The organism is Streptomyces sp. SJL17-4 (assembly GCF_036826855.1).
Taxonomy (GTDB): domain Bacteria; phylum Actinomycetota; class Actinomycetes; order Streptomycetales; family Streptomycetaceae; genus Streptomyces.
The window spans coordinates 5,022,155-5,039,359 of the sequence record NZ_CP104578.1; the positions used below are offsets into that span (position 1 = coordinate 5,022,155).

The window sequence follows — 17,205 nt, forward strand, 5'->3', positions numbered from 1 at the left end:
TCACCCTCAGCGAGCAAGGGAGCCCGCGCGATGAGCAGGATGATCACCGCGGACCTGGTCGACCTCGACCTGTCCGCCGACACGAAGGAAGCGGCGGCCCGTTCGCTCGCGGAGCGCATGGTCGCCCTCGGCCGGGTGACCGACCTCGACGGCTTCCTCGCGGACGTCGCGGCGCGCGAGGCCCAGATGCCGACGGGCCTGGACGGCGGCATCGGCATCCCGCACTGCCGCAGCGCCCATGTCACCGAGCCGACGCTCGCGTTCGGCCGCTCGACGGAGGGCGTCGACTTCGGCGCCCCGGACGGCCCGGCGGACCTGATCTTCCTGATCGCGGCCCCGGCGGGCGCGGACGACGCCCACCTGACGATCCTCTCCTCGCTGGCCCGCCAGTTGATGAACGAGGACTTCACGACGGCACTGCGGTCGGCGACGTCCCCGACGGGAGCGGCGGCGCTGATCGCGGGCGAGGAGGCCCGGGAGGAGGTTCCGGCGGAGGCGCCGGTGGAGGTTCCGGCGGAGGCCCCGGTGGAGGCCCTGGTGGAGGCCCCGGTGGAGACTCCCGTACCTGAGGTGCCGTTCCGGATCGTCGCCGTCACCTCCTGCCCCACTGGTATCGCCCACACCTACATGGCCGCCGAGTCCCTGGAGAAGGCCGGTCGCGCCGCCGGGGTCGAGGTCGTCGTCGAGACGCAGGGCTCCGCCGGGTTCACCCGGCTCGACCCGGCCGTCGTCGCCGCCGCCGACGGCGTGATCTTCGCGCACGACGTGCCCGTACGGGAGAAGGAACGGTTCGCCGGGAAGGCCACCGTCGACGTCGGCGTCAAGGCCGGCATCAACCGCCCCGCCGAACTGATCGCCGAGGTCAGGGAGAAGGCCGCACGCGGCGAGGTCTCCGCCCCCGCCACCGCAGCGACACCCGTCGACAAGGCGGGCGAGCCCGGCGAGGGATACGGCACCAAGCTCCGCAAGTGGCTCATGTCCGGCGTGAGTTACATGGTTCCCTTCGTCGCCGCCGGCGGCCTCCTCATCGCCCTCGGCTTCGCCATCGGCGGCTGGGACATCGACAAGGCACCCTCCGTCACCGAGCACTTCGCCTGGGGACAGGCGGACAGCTGGGCAGCCCTGATGTTCCAGATCGGCGGTCTCGCGTTCAGCTTCCTCGTACCGGTCCTCGCCGGTTACATCTCGTACGGGATGGCCGACCGCCCCGGTCTCGTCCCCGGCTTCGTCGGCGGCGCCATCGCGCTCACCGTCAACGCCGGCTTCCTCGGCGGCCTCGTCGCCGGTCTGCTCGCCGGCGGCACCGTGCTCGCCATCCAGCGGGTGAGGATCCCCGCCGTCCTCAGGGGCATCATGCCGGTGGTCGTGATCCCCCTGCTGTCCTCGATCGTCGTCGGCTTCCTGATGTTCCTGGTCGTCGGCAAGCCCATCGCCTCGCTCCAGAAGGCGCTCACCGACTGGCTGTCCGGCCTCTCCGGCGCCAACGCCGTCATCCTCGGCGTCATCCTCGGCCTGATGATGTGCTTCGACCTCGGCGGCCCGGTCAACAAGGTCGCGTACGCCTTCGCCGTCGGCGGCCTCGCCAACCCCAACGAGGGTTCCCTCAAGGTCATGGCCGCCGTGATGGCGGCGGGCATGGTGCCGCCGCTCGCGATGGCCCTCGCCACGGCCGTACGGGGCCGGCTCTTCACCCGTACCGAACGCGAGAACGGCAAGGCGGCCTGGGTCCTCGGGGCCTCGTTCATCTCCGAGGGCGCGATTCCGTTCGCCGCCGCGGACCCGCTCCGGGTCATCCCGGCGGCGATGGCGGGCGGCGCGGTCACCGGCGCCCTGTCGATGGCCTTCGAATGCACCCTGCGGGCCCCGCACGGCGGACTGTTCGTGATCCCGCTGATCGGCAACCCGTTCCTCTACCTGCTCGCGATCATGGCGGGCACGGTGGTCAGCGCGGGTCTCGTCATCCTCCTCAAGGGCCTGCGGAAGCCGGCTCCGGAGACGGCGGCGCCGGACGGCGAACAGGCCCCGTCCGGGACCGGGGTGGCCGTGGCGGCCTGACCGGTCCCGGACGGGGCCGGTCACGAGGGTGGTCACGAGGGGCGGTGCGGTATCGGCGAGCGCACCGCCCCTCGGCCTCATGGCGTCATTCGCGGTTGACGGCACCCCCGTACTTCAGGTCGCCCTTGAACGGAACGGACCGCATCACCACCGGGGTCGGCGTGGCCTGCTGCACCCATGCCTCGTCCCAGACGAAGGTGTTGCCCATGATGTCTCCGTGCGTCTGCCACACGGTCCCGGCCGTCGTGATCACCTTCACGTAGGCGTCGTTGCCCTGGGCCTCGATGGCGATGCCGCACGCGTTGGTGGGGTAGTTGGGGTTCCCGGGATCCGTGCCGACGGCCATCGGGTTGGTGAGGTCCTGCCAGACGATCGCCCCGCCCGGGGTGGCCGCCTTACCGACGAACGCCTTGCCGTTGTAGAGCGCGGCCTGGAAGTCCTCGGTGTTGGACGGGCTGTACGTGTCGATGTCGATGCAGGGCCCGGTGGGTCCGGTGGCACCGGTGGCACCCGTCGCGCCGGTCGCACCCGTGGCACCCGTGGCGCCCGTGGCGCCGGTCGCACCCGTCGCACCCGTGCCCGGAGCGCCGGTCGCGCCCGTAGCGCCGGTCGCTCCCGTCGCACCCGTGGCTCCGGTGGCGCCCGTTGCTCCCGTCGCACCCGTCGGGCCCGTGTTGCCCTTCGGGCCCTGGGGGCCGGTCGGGCCCGTGTTGCCCTTCGGGCCCTGGGGGCCGGTCGGGCCCTTCGGACCGGTGGGACCCGTCGGGCCCTTCTTGCAGTCACCGTTCGGCGAGTCCGGGCCGCCGACCACCGTGCGGGCCTGGGGGCCCTCGACCAGGCGTCCGACCTCCTCGTCCAGGAACTCCTGGAGTCCGGCGGTCATCGGCCGGCCCTGCTCGTCGTGCTGGTGCGGAGGGGCCTCCTGCGTCGCCCTGGGCTTGCAGCCGGTGGCCGGATCGGCGGCCGTCGTCCCGCCGGTGCACCCGCCGTGGGGCCGGCCCACGCCGACGCCATGGGTGCGAGGCCCGTGAGGACGAGTGCGACCGAGGCCAGCGCACCGCCGCCCACCCAGACGCGCCGCCGGGGCAGCGGACCGAGCTTGGACCTGGACAGAGTCCTGGGATCAGGACGCATGCATGCTCCTTTCCTCCGCCGGCTTCGGTCGCCGGCGCCACGATGTGGGGGTGGGACGAAGAGGGAAGCGGTGATGAGCTTCCCATCGGAACATCGGACCGCTGCGGCGGGGACTTGACGGTTTCGGACGGGTTGAGCCGCCATGGCGTAGTCCCGCCAGCCGAATGGGTGCGTACGGGACGGCGAACCTGCGGCCACCCCTCGGCGTGCCGCCGCCGCCTCCGCAGCGGGCCCTGCGTACCGTCGCCCCCCGACCGAACCGCCGGAGGTGGTGTTGCCGTGAAGCCGTCCATCTGCCTGTGCATGATCGTCAAGAACGAGGCCGCGGTCATCGAGCGCTGCCTCGCCTCCGTCCGCGGTCTCGTGGACACCTGGGTCATCTCGGACACGGGCTCCACCGACGGCACCCAGGAGCTGATCCGGACCGCCCTCGCCGGCATCCCCGGCGAGCTGCGCGAGGAACCGTGGGTGAACTTCGGCCACAACCGCAGCCTGAACATCGCGCACGCCCGCGGTCGTGCCGACTACCTCCTGCTCCTCGACGCCGACCACGTCCTCCGCCAGGAGGGCCCGCTGCCCGAGCTCACCGCCGACGGGTACATGCTCCGGCACGAGGGAGCCCTGGAGTACCGCATCAAACGCCTGGTCAGGGCTGGTCTGCCGTGGCGGTACGAGGGTGTCACCCACGAGTACCTGACGGCCGAGGGAGACCGCGTCCAGGCGAACCTCGACGCCCTCGTCATCGAGGACTACGCCGACGGCGGCTCACGCCACGACAAGTTCGAGCGCGACGCCCGCCTCCTGAGCGCCGAGCTGGAACGCGACCCGGCGAATCCGCGCACCGTCTTCTATCTCGCGCAGACCTTCCGTGACCTCGGCCGCGCCGAGGAGGCCGCCGACCTCTACGAGCGGCGCGCGGCCATGGGCGGCTGGGGGAGGAGGTCTACTACTCCCTGCTCCAGTCCGGCGTCCTCCGCGCCGAGTCGGGCGACTGGCCGACCGCGATGGACGCGCTCTCCCGCGCCTGGGAGTCCCGGCCGGACCGCCTCGAAGCCTGTTACGAGCTGGCGGCGCGGCTGCGGAAGATGCACCGCTACCGGGCGGCCCACGCCGTGGTCTCCGCCGTCCTGGACCGGGAGCAGCCCGACGACCTGCTGTTCATGCAGCCCTGGGTGTACCGGTGGGGGCTGCTCTTCGAGTACTCGATCACCGCGTACTGGGTCGGCGACCACGCCGCCTCCCTCGCGGCCTGCGACCGGCTGCTCGGTCTGCCGGACCTGCCGGAGACGTACCGCGAGCAGACCCGCGCCAACCGGGCGTTCGCCGTCCAGCGCCTGACGGAGGCGGCGGACGCCCCCGCGCTGGTCTGAGCGCGGGGGACCGGGGCCGTACGCCGCCTCCGTCCGGGGCCGTACGGGAGCGGTGTCAGCGGACCCGGGAGCGGGACTCCATCGCGTCGCGGGCCGTGCGCTCGTCCTCGTACACCTCGCACATGTGGCGGCCGTCAGGTGTCGCCGTGTGCTCGACCTCCCAGAGGCTGGCCTCGCTGCCGTCGAGCAGCAGGAACTGGTGCTCGTAGAGGGTGAAGCCGGCGTCCCGGCCCCCTCCACCGGGCAGTGGCGGCCGAAGGCCTGGGTGATGTGGTGGGCGAAGGCCAGCCGGAGCCGGCGGGCCGTCGCCTCGCCGGGCCGGTCCGCGTTCTCCGCGCGCCGCAGGACGCGGCGGGCGTGGTCGGCGGAGTTGTCCGGCACGTACATCCGGGGCTGGACGGGTATCGGGCGGGCGAGCAGCGCGCTCAGCAGCTCCAGGTCGTCGTCATCGCCCTCGTCGAGGGCGCGGCCGTCGGAGCGCTCGGCGCTCCAGCCCGGCAGGGGGCCGGTGGGGAGGCGGGAGGCGGCGAGCCGGGCCTCCGACTCCTCGGCGTACACCTCGTGCTGGTCGGTGCCGTCCCGGCCGGCGTTGTGCGTGAGCTCCCAGAGGCTGAGCGCGGAGCCGTCGCTCAGCAGATACGTGTGGCGGTAGGTGGCGCGGCGCAGCGACGCGCTGTGGTGCGAGGAGTGGAGCGCGCTGGAGTGGGCGAGCGCCGTGCCGAGGCGCTCGACGGTCGAGTCGGGCAGGTCGAAGGAGTTGAGCGCCCGGCCGAGGAGGCGCTCAAGGTGCGTCTCGGTCGTCTCGTACGGATCGTGAGGATCCTGCGGATCGTTCAAGAGGGTCTCCAGGCCGTCGCCGCATGTCACTTGGTGCTTGCTTAACGTAGTCCCTGGGTCCGACATCGCGTCCGGGGTTCCGGAAAACGAAGGGCGTCGGGAGGAAGTTCCCGGCCCCGTCGGGCCGCTCCCGCCCAACTCCCTTGCGATTACCGGGAGTACGGCTCCGATCGCGGTCCGTTCTCCCCGTGCTCGCCGCCGTAGAGCTCACGGTACGAGGGGAAGTCCCCGCCCGGCCCGCGCAGGCCGCCGGGGGCCGCGAGCACGGCCTGGACGATCGCCCGGGTCACCAGGTCCGCACCGGCCGTCAGGATCTCGTTCAGGGCCAGCGGACCGGGGCCTTCCGGTAGTTCGCGCACCCCGGTGGCGAGGGTGAAGACGGTGTCGCCGTCGTTCATCAGGTGCACCGGGCGCAGGGCGCGCGCGATGCCGTCGTGGGCCGTGCCCGCGACCTTCTGCGCCTGCGCGCGGGTCAGGACGGCGTCGGTCGCGACGACGGCGAGCGTGGTGTTCAGCGGGGGCGGGGCAGCCGCCTCCCGCGCCTCGGCGAGGCGCCGCGTCGCGGCCTCGTGCACCGCCGGGTCGGGGAAGACGGGCAGGCCGCCGTCGAGATGACTCCCGTAACTCCCAGCGCTCCCGTAACCCCCGGCACTCCCGTAACTCCCGTACAGGGCACCCGTGGCCGGGTCGACGGCCGAGCCCACCGCGTTCACCACCACGAGCGCGCCGACCGTGATCCCGGACTCCAGGACGGTGCTCGCCGTGCCCACCCCGCCCCGGAGGCCGCCGACCACGGCACCCGTGCCCGCGCCGACCGCGCCCGTCTCCACGCGCGCGTGGTCCCCGCTCGCGTCGGCCGCCTCCGCCGCCGCCCGCCCTGTCGCCGGGCCGGGCCTGGCCGCGAAGTCACCGCCCCTGCCCAGGTCGAAGACGCACGCGGCGGGCACGACCGGCACCACGTGGGAGGGATCGGGGCCCACCCGCACGCCCCGGTGCCGCTCCTCCAGCCAGGCCATCACCCCGGCGGCGGACTCCAGGCCGTACGCGCTGCCGCCGGTCAGGACGACGGCGTCGATCCGCTGGACGACGTTGCGCGGGTCGAGCGCGTCCGTCTCCCGCGTACCCGGCCCGCCGCCCCGCACGTCCACGGCGGCGACGGCTCCGCCGACCGGGGCGAGCACCACGGTCGTACCGGTCAGCGCCCCGTCGCCCTCCACGCGCGCGTGCCCCACGCGTAGACCGCGCACATCGGTGATCGAGTCCGTCGTCCGGTGCTGTTCGGGCTGTGTCATGTCCCCTGCCTACCACGTGGGCCGGTTCAGCCGGCCGCCGTGCCCGTGCCCGTACCTGCGCCGGTCCCCGTACCCGTGCCCGCGCCGGTGCCCGGCCGCGTCGCCGGGTTCCGCGCCGTCAGGGTCACGCCGACCGCGACCGTCACCGCCGCGACGACGCCCGCGGCCAGGATTGCCCAGTGGCCCGCGAACGAGCACATCAGGATCGCGAGCGCCGAGACCGGCAGGACGAGTTGCTGGGCGATGCCGACCTTGAAGTAGCGGGCGTGGAGGAACCACACGGACAGCAGGAACACGGCCGACGGGATCGTCACCGCGGACGAGGCGGCGAGCGTGGAGATGTGGGCCTTGCCCACGGCCTGTTCCACGGCGATCTCCAGGCCCGCGCCGACGGCCGCCGCCGCCGCGAAGATCACGTAGTGGCCGTACCCCCACCGGAAGGCCTCGCGGCTGGAGGTCAGCCGGTCGTGCGCGGGGACGACGAAGTAGATCCACCAGGCGGCGAAGACGAGCAGCAGCCCGCCCGCGGCGATCGGCAGCACCTCGCCGAGGGCGTCGTTCTCGGCGATGCCGGTCTTCACGGCCACGGTCGCCGCGGCGACGGTCTCACCGAGCACGATGATGGTGAACAGGCCGTACCGCTCGGCGATGTGGTGCGGGTGCCACGTGCTGGGCGCGTCCCTCTCCGCGACCAGCGGCACGGCCATCTCGGCGAGCGCCATGACGAGGAAGACCCACGGCCGGGCCGACTCCGGCACGAGGAGCAGTGCGATCCAGCCGATCTGCACGGCGACGACCCCGCCCGCGTACCGCCGGCACATCGTCCGCTCGGCGGGATCGGTGGCGTGGTGAGCGGCCCGCAGCCACTGTGAGGCGAGCGCGAGCCGCATGACGGCGTAGCCGATGTAGACCACGAGGAAGTCGTGGTCCTCGAAGGCCCGCGAGACCCCGGCGGCGAGGATGAGCACGCCCGCGATCTGGACGAGGGTGACGACGCGGTACGGCACGTCGTCGTTGTCGTAGGCCGAGGCGAACCACGTGAAGTTCATCCACGCCCACCAGATCGCGAAGAAGATCATCGCGTAGTTGATGACCCCTTCGCCCGCGTGGCCTTCGGCGACCGCGTGCACGAGCTCCGCGCCCGCCTGTGCGACGGCGACGACGAAACACAGGTCGAAGAACAGCTCCAGGGGCGTGGCCGCCCGGTGTGACTCCTCGCGGGAGCGCGCGGTGAGGGGGAGGAACGGTTGTGTCATGACCCCAGCACACCAGAGGGGAGGCCTCTCGTGTCGGCTTGCCACGCGCATCGGGGCGGGGCCGGGGCCGGAGCCGGAGCCGGAGCCGGAGCCGGAGTCGGAGCCGGAGCCGGGGAGGGCCCCGGCCCGGTGGGACCTCAGGCGGCGGCCCGCGCTCCCGCGGCTGCCCGTACGTCCACCCCGTCGGCGCCCGTGTACCCCGCGTACCCCGTGTACCGCGCCACCACAAGCCGCGCCACGCGCGCGTGGTCGGCGAGCGGGGCCGTGACCGCCCAGGTGTCCGGGACCGAGGCCAGCGCGCGCGTGAAGCGGCCCGGGGCGAGGAGGTGGGTGGCCACCACGACCCGGCGGAAGCCGCGGGCGTGCAGCAGCGCGACCGCCTCGGCCGGGGTCGGGCTGGTCGCCGAGCAGTAGGCGGCGGTCACCGGCACCGATACCGATACCGGCACCGGCACCGGCACCGATACCGGCGGCGGCAGGAGCAGGCCCAGCTGCCGGACCGCCGCGAGGGTGCCGTCGTTGCCGCCCGGCCGGGAGGAGCCCGCGCCGGCGACGACGACCGCGTCCGCCGGACCGCCGGCCACCCGTTCGGCGGCCCGCAGCCGGTCGTACAGGGCGAGGGCCACCGCGTGGTCGCCGCTCAGGCCGCGCGTGACCGCGCAGTCGAAGCGGCGGGCGACGGCCGGGATGTCGACGGTGCGGTGGTAGCCGTCGCCGAGGAGCAGCGGCACGACGACCGCACCGGGCCGGTCCGCCAGGACATGCGGCAGGGAGGGCGTCCGATGGTCGAGGTGCCCGACGGTGACGGGCGCACCGGCCAGCTCGCGCACGGAGCCGGCGAGCCGTGCGACCGTCGCTCCCGCCTCCGGCGCGGTGCTCCCATGCACGGCGATCACCAGGTCGCGCGTCATCCGTACCTCACCTCCACCCGCCCCGGTCGTGCGGTTCGGCCCCGTCGGGGGCCGCGCGACGGTGTCGTTCGTCGTCGCGGCCCCACCCGCTGACGCTAAGCCCACGCCGCCGCCCCGCGGCCGCGCCGTTCGGCCCCGGTCGGGGGGTCTCAAGTCCCGGATCCTCGGGCCCTTCACGGCCCCGACACGCCCACCCCGCGCCCCTACGGTCGGAGGAGAAACCACCCGTACGCGAAACCCGACCCCCGAACCACACCCCGCGAACCCGACCCCCGAACCACACCCCGCGAACCCGACCCCCGAACCACACCCCGCGAACCCGACCCGCGAACCGCACCCCGCGAATCAGACCGCGAACCACACCCCGCGCACCCGACCTCACCACCCCACGGAGACCGCCATGGCCGCCCAGCGGACACAGACCCTCGTGCTCATCGGCCACGGCATGGTCGGCCACCGGCTCCTGGAGGCGCTGGCCGAGCGCGGCGCGCTCGCCGACCCGGCCGTGCGCGGTGCTCCCGGCTGGCAGGTCACGGTGCTCGCCGAGGAGGACGTGCCCGCCTACGACCGGGTGCACCTGTCCTCCGTCTTCACCGGCACCGACCCCAACCAACTCGGTCTCTCCACCCCCGAGTTCCTGGCCGGTCACGGCATCGACCTGCGGCTCGGCGACCCGGCCGAGCACATCGACCCGGCCGCCCGCACGGTCACCACCACCTCCGGCGCGGTCGTCCCGTACGACGTCCTGGTCCTGGCGACCGGCTCGTACCCCTTCGTGCCGCCGATCCCCGGCGCCGACGCGCCCGGCTGCTTCACGTACCGCACGCTGTACGACGTCGACGCCCTCGCCCAGTACGCCGAGCAGGCCCGGACCGGTGTCGTCATCGGCGGCGGCCTCCTCGGCCTGGAGGCCGCCGGGGCGCTCCGTACCCTCGGACTCGCCACGCACGTCGTCGAGTTCGCGCCCCGGCTCATGCCGCTCCAGGTCGACGACGGCGGCGCGGCGGCCCTGCGCGCGACGATCGAGTCGATGGGCGTGGCCGTGCACACCGGCGTCGGCGCCGTCGAGGTCGAGACGGACGCCGACGGGAAGGCCTGCCTGCTGAAGCTGTCGAACGGCGAGCGGCTCCCCGCCGACGTCGTCGTCTTCTCCGCCGGGGTGCGGCCGCGCGACCGGCTCGCCCGCGAGGCGGGGCTCGCGGTCGGGGACCGCGGGGGAGTGGCGGTGGACGAGCGCTGCCGGACGACCGACCCGTCCGTGTACGCGATCGGCGAGTGCGCGCAGACCTCCGACGGGCGGGTGTACGGCCTGGTCGCGCCCGGCTACCAGATGGCGGAGGCGGTCGCCGACCAGCTCGCGGGCTCCGGTGCGACGGTCTTCACGGGCGCCGACACCTCCACCGAACTGAAGCTGCTCGGCGCGGACGTGGCCTCCTTCGGCGATCCGTTCGCGGACGAGAGGGACGGGAGGGACGGGAGAGACGGGCCGGACGGCGGGCCGCGGGCCACCGAGATCGTGTTCTCGGACGGGCGCGAGGGCGTCTACAAGAAGCTGCTGCTCGGTCCCGAGGGGCAGCTCCTCGGCGGCATCCTGGTCGGCGACACCGAGGCGTACGGCTCCCTCAAGCCGCACGCGGGCCGCCGACTGCCCGCCCCGCCCGAGGCGTTCCTCCTCCCGGCCTCCGCCGCCGCTCTGCCCGGCGCGGACGCGCTCCCCGACGACGCCGTGGTCTGCTCCTGCCACAACGTGACCAAGGGCGCGGTGGCCGGCGCGATCGCCGAGCACGGCCTGACCGACATCGGCGGAATCAAGCGCTGCACCAAGGCAGGCACGGGCTGCGGCGGCTGTGTGAACACCCTCCAGGCCGTCCTCGACGCGTCGGGCGTGGAGAAGGCACGCGGACTGTGCGAGCACTTCCCGGACCTCTCCCGCCCCGAGATCTACGAACTGATCCGCACCGAGCACATCCGCTCGTACACCGAGCTGATGGAGCGGTACGGCTCCGACGGCGGGGGTACGCGTGCGGGCGCGGGCGCGGGTGCACGCGAGGGCGCGGGGGCAGGCGCGGGCAGCGGCTGCACCGTCTGCAAGCCCGTCGTCGCCAACGTCCTCGGCACCCTCGCCCCCGAGCTCGGTCTGCGGCACGTCCTCGACGGCGAACAGGCCGCGCTCCAGGACTCCAGCGACCTCTTCCTCGCCAACCTCCAGAAGGACGGCACCTATTCGGTCGTGCCGCGCGTCCCGGGCGGCGAGATCACCGCCGAGCAGCTCATCGCCATCGGCGAGGTGGCCCGCGACCACGGCCTCTACAGCAAGATCACCGGCGGCCAGCGGATCGACCTCTTCGGCGCCAGGAAGGAGGAACTCCCCGCCATCTGGCGCAAGCTGATCGCGGCGGGCCTCGAATCGGGGCAGGCGTACGGAAAGTCCCTGCGCACGGTCAAGTCCTGTGTCGGGTCCCGGTTCTGCCGCTTCGGGCAGGGCGACTCGGTGCGGCTCGCGATCGACCTGGAGCTCCGCTACCGGGGCCTGCGCGCCCCGCACAAGATCAAGGGCGGGGTCTCGGGCTGTCTGCGCGAGTGCGCGGAGGCCCGGGGCAAGGACATCGGCGTCATCGCCACCGCCGGCGGCTGGAACCTGTACGTCTGCGGCAACGGCGGCACCGACCCCCGGCATGCCGAGCTGCTCGCCTCCGACGTGTCGGCCGCCGAACTGTTCGCGCTGATCGACCGGTTCCTCATGTACTACGTATGGACCGGGGAGCGCCTCGAACGCACCTCGGCGTGGCTGGAACGCCTCGACGGCGGCCTCGACCACCTCAGGGAGGTCCTGATCGAGGACGCGCTGGGGCTGTGCGCGGAGCTGGAAGCGCAGATGGACCGGCATGTGGCCGCGTACCGCGACGAGTGGCAGGCCGTCCTCGACGACCCGGCGGCCCTGGCCCGCTTCGAGCCGCACGTGGCCGCGGTGGAGTTCCTGGAGCCGGGCCGGGGCCGTGCCGCGGTCCTCGCGGACGGCACCGAGGCGGCACTGTTCCGGGACGGGGACGGCGAGGTGTACGCGGTGGGCAACCGGGACCCGTTCTCGGGCGCCGCCGTGATCGCGAACGGGATCATGGGCAGCCGGGACGGCGTTCCGGTGGTGGCATCCCCCATGCACAAGCAGGAGTTCGACCTGCGGACCGGCGCCTGCCTCGACGACCCGGAGGTGACCCTCCCGGTCCTCCCGGTGCCTACGGCCCGCCCCTGAGGGGACCTAGGCCCGCCCGACGGCCCGACCTAGGCCCGCCCGACGGCCCGACCTAGGCCCGGCCCCCTGACGACCATCGGCACTCACCCGCCCCCCACCCCGCGGCGCAGCCTGGAAGAGCAAGGAAAGCCCCGAAGGTCACCCCCGAAGGTCACCCCCGAACGTCAGGGAAGTCAGGGAAGCGCCATGAGTTCCGTAGTCCAGGACAGCAGAAGGACGGGCGGGCCCTCCGCCTCGTACGACACGGAGCAGTACCGCCCCGGCAAGCCGATCACCGACTGGGAGCCAGAGAACGAGCTCTTCTGGAAGTCGATCGGCAGGAAGGTCGCCACCCGCAACCTGTGGATCGCCGTCCCGGCGCTTCTCGTGGCGTTCGTCGTCTGGCAGGTCTGGTCGGTCACCGCGACCAACCTCAAGGACGTCGGCTTCGGCTTCTCGACCTCCCAGCTGTTCTGGCTGACGGCCATCCCCGGTCTGACCGGCGGCACCGCCCGGATCTTCTACACCTTCCTCGGCCCGATGGTCGGCCAGCGCCGTTTCACCGCGCTGTCGACGGTCGTGCTGATCGTGCCGCTGATCTGGCTCGGCATCGCCATCCAGGACCCGACGACCCCGTACGCCGTGATGGTCGCCATCGCCGCCCTCTGCGGCATCGGCGGCGCGAACTTCGCCTCCTCCCTCGCCAACATCGGCTTCTTCTTCCCCAAGGCGAAGAAGGGCAGCGCGACCGGCATCAACGGCGGTCTCGGCAACCTCGGTGTCTCCGTCGTGCAGCTGCTGACCCCGATCGTCATCACCTGGTCGACCATCGCCATCGGCTCGGCGCAGCACGAGGCCGACGGCACCCCGGTGTACCTGCAGAACGCCGCGTTCCTCTGGGTCCCGGTGCTGCTGGTCCTGGCGGCCGTCGCCTGGTTCGGGCAGAACGACCTGAAGGTCGCCTCGACCCCGTTCAATCAGCAGAAGATCATCTTCAGGCGCAAGCACAACTGGCTGATGACCTGGCTGTACGTGGGCACCTTCGGCTCCTTCATCGGCTTCGCCGCCGCCCTGCCGATGCTGATCAAGACCACGTTCCCGGACTACTCGATCGCCACCTACGCCTGGATGGGCCCCGCCGTGGGCGCGCTCGCCCGCTGGGGCGGCGGCTGGATCGCCGACAAGTGGGGCGGCGCCCGGGTCACCATCCTGTCCTTCGTGGGCATGGCCGTCGCGATCATCGGCGTGATCAACTTCCTGCCCTCGGGCGGTGACGGCGGCTCGTTCCACGGCTTCTTCTTCTGCTTCCTCGCCGCGTTCTTCTTCTCCGGAATCGGCAACGGCTCCACCTTCCGCCAGATCCCGGTCATCTTCCGCGGCACCCACCTCAAGGGGCTCACGGAAGGCACCCCGGAATACGCCGAGGCGCTGAAGCAGGCGGAAATGGAGTCCGGCGCGGTCACCGGATTCACCTCGGCCATCGCGGCCTTCGGCTTCTTCTTCATCCCGGCCCTGTTCGGCTCGGTGGCCGTGACCAGCGCGATGTGGGGATTCGTCGCCTTCTACGTCAGCTGCATGGTCGTGACCTGGTGGTTCTACGCCCGCAGGAGCGCCGAGGCCCCCAGCTGAGCGCCCCCAGCTGAGCGCCCCCCCGGCTGAGCGACCCCCAGCTGAGCGAATCCGCAGAAAGACCCCGCGCGGCGGGGTCTTTCTGCGTACCCGGAACGGGACCAAAGCCCGTCGACCGGTGACCATTGCCGACCGAAATGATCGATCAAAAGGGGTGCAATGGAAGCAGGCAACGACGCGATCGAATGAATCGAAGAAGGCGGTGCGGGCCGTGACTGCGACCTCTGCTGAAGCAACGGTGAACGAGCGGGCCTGGAAGGGATTCAAGGGCGGACTGGCGCGACGCCGTCGACGTCCGGGACTTCATCCAGCAGAACTACACGCCGTACGAGGGCGACGACTCCTTCCTGGCCGGACCCACCGAGCGGACCACCGCCGTGTGGAAGGCCATCACGGACAGGTTCCCCGAGGAGCGCGCCAAGGGCGTCCACGACGTCTCGTACGACGTTCCGTCCACCATCACCGCCCACGCCCCCGGCTACATCGACCGCGACAAGGACCTGATCGTCGGCCTGCAGACCGACGCCCCGCTGAAGCGGGCGATCATGCCGTACGGCGGCTGGCGCATGGTCGCCGGCGCCCTGGAGACGTACGGCTACCCGGTCTCCCCGGACCTCGAGAAGGTCTTCACCGAGTACCGCAAGACCCACAACGCCGGTGTCTTCGACGCGTACACCCCCGAGATCCGCGCCGCCCGCAAGGCCGGCGTCGTCACCGGACTCCCCGACGCCTACGGCCGAGGCCGCATCATCGGCGACTACCGCCGCGTCGCCCTCTATGGCGCCGACCGCCTCGTCGAGGTGAAGGAGGAGGAGAAGGAGGAGCTCAACTCCCTCCCCGCGGGCAACCGTTCCCTCGAAGAGACGATCCGGCTGCGCGAGGAACTCGCCGAGCAGATCCGAGCCCTGGGCGAACTCAAGGCGATGGCCGCCTCCTACGGCCACGACATCTCGGGCCCCGCCGTCACCGGCCGCGACGCCATCCAGTGGCTCTACTTCGCCTACCTCGCCGCCGTGAAGGAGCAGAACGGCGCCGCGATGTCCCTCGGCCGCACCTCCACCTTCCTCGACGTCTACCTCCAGCGCGACATCGAGGCCGGCGTCCTCACCGAGGAGCGGGCCCAGGAGCTCGTCGACGACTTCATCATCAAGCTCCGCATCGTCCGCTTCCTGCGCACCCCGGAGTACGACCAGGGCTTCTCCGGCGACCCGACCTGGGTCACCGAGTCCCTCGCCGGCATGGGCGAGGACGGCCGTCCGCTGGTCACCCGGACCTCCTTCCGCTACCTCCAGACCCTCTACAACCTCGGCCCGGCCCCCGAGCCGAACATGACCGTCTTCTGGTCGCCGCGCCTCCCGCAGGGCTTCAAGGAGTTCTGCGCGAAGGTCTCCATCGACACCTCCTCCGTCCAGTACGAGTCGGACGAGCTGATGCGCCCCCGCTTCGGCGACGACACCGCCATCGCCTGCTGCGTCTCCGCGATGCCCGTCGGCAAGCAGATGCAGTTCTTCGGCGCCCGCGTGAACCTCGCCAAGACCCTCCTGTACGCGATCAACGGCGGCCGCGACGAGAAGTCCGGCGTCCAGGTCGGCCCCGAGACCGGCGCCATCACGGCGGACGTCCTCGACCACGACGAGGTCATGGCGAAGTTCGACGAGCAGATGGAGTGGCTCGCGAACGTCTACGTCCACTCGCTGAACGTCATCCACTTCATGCACGACAAGTACGCCTACGAGCGCATCGAGATGGCGCTCCACGACCGCGATGTGCGCCGCACCATGGCCTTCGGCATCGCCGGCCTCTCGGTCGCCGTCGACTCGCTGGCCGCCATCAAGTACGCCAAGGTCACCGTGCACCGCGACGAAGCCGGTCTGGCCGTCGACTACACGGTCGAGGGCGACTTCCCGGCCTACGGCAACAACGACGACCGGGCGGACGAGATCGCGGTCTGGCTGGTCGAGGAGTTCATGAAGAAGGTGCGCAAGCACCCCACCTACCGGAACGCCGAACACACCCAGTCCGTCCTGACCATCACCTCCAACGTCGTCTACGGCAGGAAGACCGGCAACACCCCCGACGGGCGCCGCGCCGGCGAGCCCTTCGCCCCGGGTGCCAACCCGATGAACGGCCGCGACACCCACGGCTACGTGGCCTCGGCCCTGTCGGTCGCCAAGCTCCCGTACGAGGACGCCGAGGACGGCATCTCGCTGACCAACACCGTCACCCCCGACGGCCTGGGCCGCACCCCCGAGGAGCGGATCAGGAACCTTGCGGGCGTCCTCGACGGCTACATGGCCGGCGACGGCTTCCACATGAACGTGAACGTCCTCAACCGCGACACGCTCATGGACGCCATGGAGCACCCGGAGAACTACCCGCAGCTGACCATCCGGGTCTCCGGATACGCGGTCAACTTCGTCCGGCTCACCCGCGAGCAGCAGCTCGACGTCCTGAACCGCACCTTCCACGGCTCGCTGTAAGCAGCCCCTCCCCGCACCCGGGGCCGGTGGCCCTCACCCCGGCCCCGGGTCGCCCCCCACACAACGAAGGAGGCCCCGCCATGACAAGCCTCACCCTCGGGCCCGCCACCCCGGCCGCCGCCGCGACCCGGCGTCCCTCCGAGGGATCGGTCCATTCCTGGGACCTGTCCACCGGCGTCGACGGCCCCGGCACCCGCTTCGTCACCTTCCTCTCCGGCTGCCCCCTCACCTGTCTCTACTGCCACAACCCCGACACCTGGAGGATGCGCAACGGCACGCGCACCTCGGCCGACGACGTGATCGCCGAAGCGTCCAAGTACGTCCGCTTCATCTCCGCCTCCGGGGGTGGCGCCACCGTCTCCGGCGGCGAACCCCTCCTCCAGCCCGTCTTCACCGGCGAGCTGCTGCACCGGATGAAGCATGAGCTCGGCCTGCACACGGCCCTCGACACCTCGGGCTTCCTGGGCGTCCGCGCCACCGACGCCCTGCTGCGCGACACCGACCTGGTCCTGCTCGACATCAAGTCCTGGGACCCCGCCACGTACAGGAAGGTCACCGGCCGGCCGCTCGCGCCGACCCTCGACTTCGCAAGGCGTCTCGCCGACCTCGGCCAGGAGGTCCACGTCCGCTTCGTCCTCGTCCCGGGCCTCACCGACGACCCGGCCGACGTGGAGGGAGTCGCCGCCTTCGCCGGGGGTCTCGGCAACGTCTCCCGCGTGGACATCCTTCCCTTCCACAAGCTCGGCGAAGCGAAGTGGCAGGCACTCGCCATGCCGTTCACCCTGCACGACACGCCGTCCCCGACGCCCGAGCAGGTCGCCGAGGCGCGCGAGGTCTTCCGCGCCCACGGCCTGAACGCGGTCTGAGGGACCGGAGCGACGCCCCGAACCCCGTCCGGGCGACGCCCTCACTCCCAGGCCCCGCAAAACAGGGCAAAACCGCCCGTACGGCCTTACCGTGGCCGCGTGACCGAGCCACCGCAGACAGTCGAGCCGACACCTCCGCCGGGCGA

9 protein-coding genes and 3 pseudogenes are annotated in these 17,205 nt (G+C 72.2%); 7 read left to right on the forward strand and 5 right to left on the reverse strand.

From position 1 onward, the window contains the following. Positions 1 to 30 precede the first annotated feature (30 nt). Complete coding sequence (locus N5875_RS22675) at positions 31 to 2,055, forward strand: fructose-specific PTS transporter subunit EIIC (RefSeq protein ID WP_338495593.1); 2,025 nt, start codon at positions 31 to 33, stop codon at positions 2,053 to 2,055. 85 nt (positions 2,056 to 2,140) lie between these two features. Here N5875_RS22675 and N5875_RS22680 read toward each other — a convergent pair whose 3' ends face one another. Beyond that, positions 2,141 to 3,058, reverse strand: a complete 918-nt coding sequence (locus N5875_RS22680) for a hypothetical protein (RefSeq protein WP_338495594.1) — start codon at positions 3,056 to 3,058, stop codon at positions 2,141 to 2,143. 434 nt (positions 3,059 to 3,492) lie between these two features. Here N5875_RS22680 and N5875_RS22685 point away from each other — a divergent pair. Beyond that, a pseudogene (locus N5875_RS22685) lies at positions 3,493 to 3,696 on the forward strand (glycosyltransferase); the annotation flags it as partial. Between the two features lie 497 nt (positions 3,697 to 4,193). After that, positions 4,194 to 4,559: a hypothetical protein gene (locus N5875_RS22690; protein ID WP_338495595.1), complete on the forward strand. Its 366-nt coding sequence runs from the start codon at positions 4,194 to 4,196 to the stop codon at positions 4,557 to 4,559. 55 nt (positions 4,560 to 4,614) lie between these two features. On the opposite strand, the pseudogene N5875_RS22695 reads toward N5875_RS22690, so the two are convergent. The 4 genes and pseudogenes from N5875_RS22695 to N5875_RS22710 all read right to left on the reverse strand — a co-directional run bounded on the left by N5875_RS22695 (position 4,615) and on the right by N5875_RS22710 (position 8,855). Further along, positions 4,615 to 5,462 (reverse strand): annotated as a pseudogene (locus N5875_RS22695) (DUF6227 family protein). Between the two features lie 83 nt (positions 5,463 to 5,545). After that, positions 5,546 to 6,688 (reverse strand): P1 family peptidase, encoded by a 1,143-nt coding sequence (locus tag N5875_RS22700; protein WP_338495597.1) that lies wholly within the window; start codon positions 6,686 to 6,688, stop codon positions 5,546 to 5,548. A 26-nt stretch (positions 6,689 to 6,714) separates the two neighbouring features. Beyond that, complete coding sequence (locus N5875_RS22705) at positions 6,715 to 7,944, reverse strand: low temperature requirement protein A (protein WP_338495599.1); 1,230 nt, start codon at positions 7,942 to 7,944, stop codon at positions 6,715 to 6,717. Between the two features lie 137 nt (positions 7,945 to 8,081). Continuing rightward, entirely contained in the window at positions 8,082 to 8,855 is a 774-nt protein-coding gene (locus N5875_RS22710; protein ID WP_338495600.1) for a CbiX/SirB N-terminal domain-containing protein, read from the reverse strand. A 400-nt stretch (positions 8,856 to 9,255) separates the two neighbouring features. Here N5875_RS22710 and nirB point away from each other — a divergent pair, with 400 nt between their 5' ends. The 4 genes and pseudogenes from nirB to pflA all read left to right on the forward strand — a co-directional run bounded on the left by nirB (position 9,256) and on the right by pflA (position 17,059). Continuing rightward, on the forward strand, positions 9,256 to 12,105 hold the full coding sequence (gene nirB, locus N5875_RS22715) for a nitrite reductase large subunit NirB (RefSeq protein WP_338495601.1): 2,850 nt from the start codon (positions 9,256 to 9,258) through the stop codon (positions 12,103 to 12,105). 186 nt (positions 12,106 to 12,291) lie between these two features. Beyond that, on the forward strand, positions 12,292 to 13,713 hold the full coding sequence (locus N5875_RS22720) for an MFS transporter (protein ID WP_318210822.1): 1,422 nt from the start codon (positions 12,292 to 12,294) through the stop codon (positions 13,711 to 13,713). Positions 13,714 to 13,915: 202 nt separating this feature from the next. Next, positions 13,916 to 16,193 (forward strand): annotated as a pseudogene (pflB, locus tag N5875_RS22725) (formate C-acetyltransferase). Between the two features lie 80 nt (positions 16,194 to 16,273). Next, on the forward strand, positions 16,274 to 17,059 hold the full coding sequence (gene pflA / locus N5875_RS22730) for a pyruvate formate-lyase-activating protein (protein WP_338495602.1): 786 nt from the start codon (positions 16,274 to 16,276) through the stop codon (positions 17,057 to 17,059). Positions 17,060 to 17,205: the final 146 nt, after the last annotated feature.

Excerpts from the sequence above, each read along its gene's own strand:
- nirB (WP_338495601.1), top strand. The coding sequence starts at position 9,256 with ATGGCCGCCCAGCGGACACAGACCCTCGTGCTCATCGGCCACGGCATG.
- N5875_RS22690 (WP_338495595.1), top strand. The coding sequence starts at position 4,194 with ATGGACGCGCTCTCCCGCGCCTGGGAGTCCCGGCCGGACCGCCTCGAA.
- N5875_RS22710 (WP_338495600.1), bottom strand. The coding sequence starts at position 8,855 with ATGACGCGCGACCTGGTGATCGCCGTGCATGGGAGCACCGCGCCGGAG.
- N5875_RS22700 (WP_338495597.1), bottom strand. The coding sequence starts at position 6,688 with ATGACACAGCCCGAACAGCACCGGACGACGGACTCGATCACCGATGTG.
- pflA (WP_338495602.1), top strand. The coding sequence starts at position 16,274 with ATGACAAGCCTCACCCTCGGGCCCGCCACCCCGGCCGCCGCCGCGACC.
- N5875_RS22720 (WP_318210822.1), top strand. The coding sequence starts at position 12,292 with ATGAGTTCCGTAGTCCAGGACAGCAGAAGGACGGGCGGGCCCTCCGCC.
- N5875_RS22705 (WP_338495599.1), bottom strand. The coding sequence starts at position 7,944 with ATGACACAACCGTTCCTCCCCCTCACCGCGCGCTCCCGCGAGGAGTCA.
- N5875_RS22675 (WP_338495593.1), top strand. The coding sequence starts at position 31 with ATGAGCAGGATGATCACCGCGGACCTGGTCGACCTCGACCTGTCCGCC.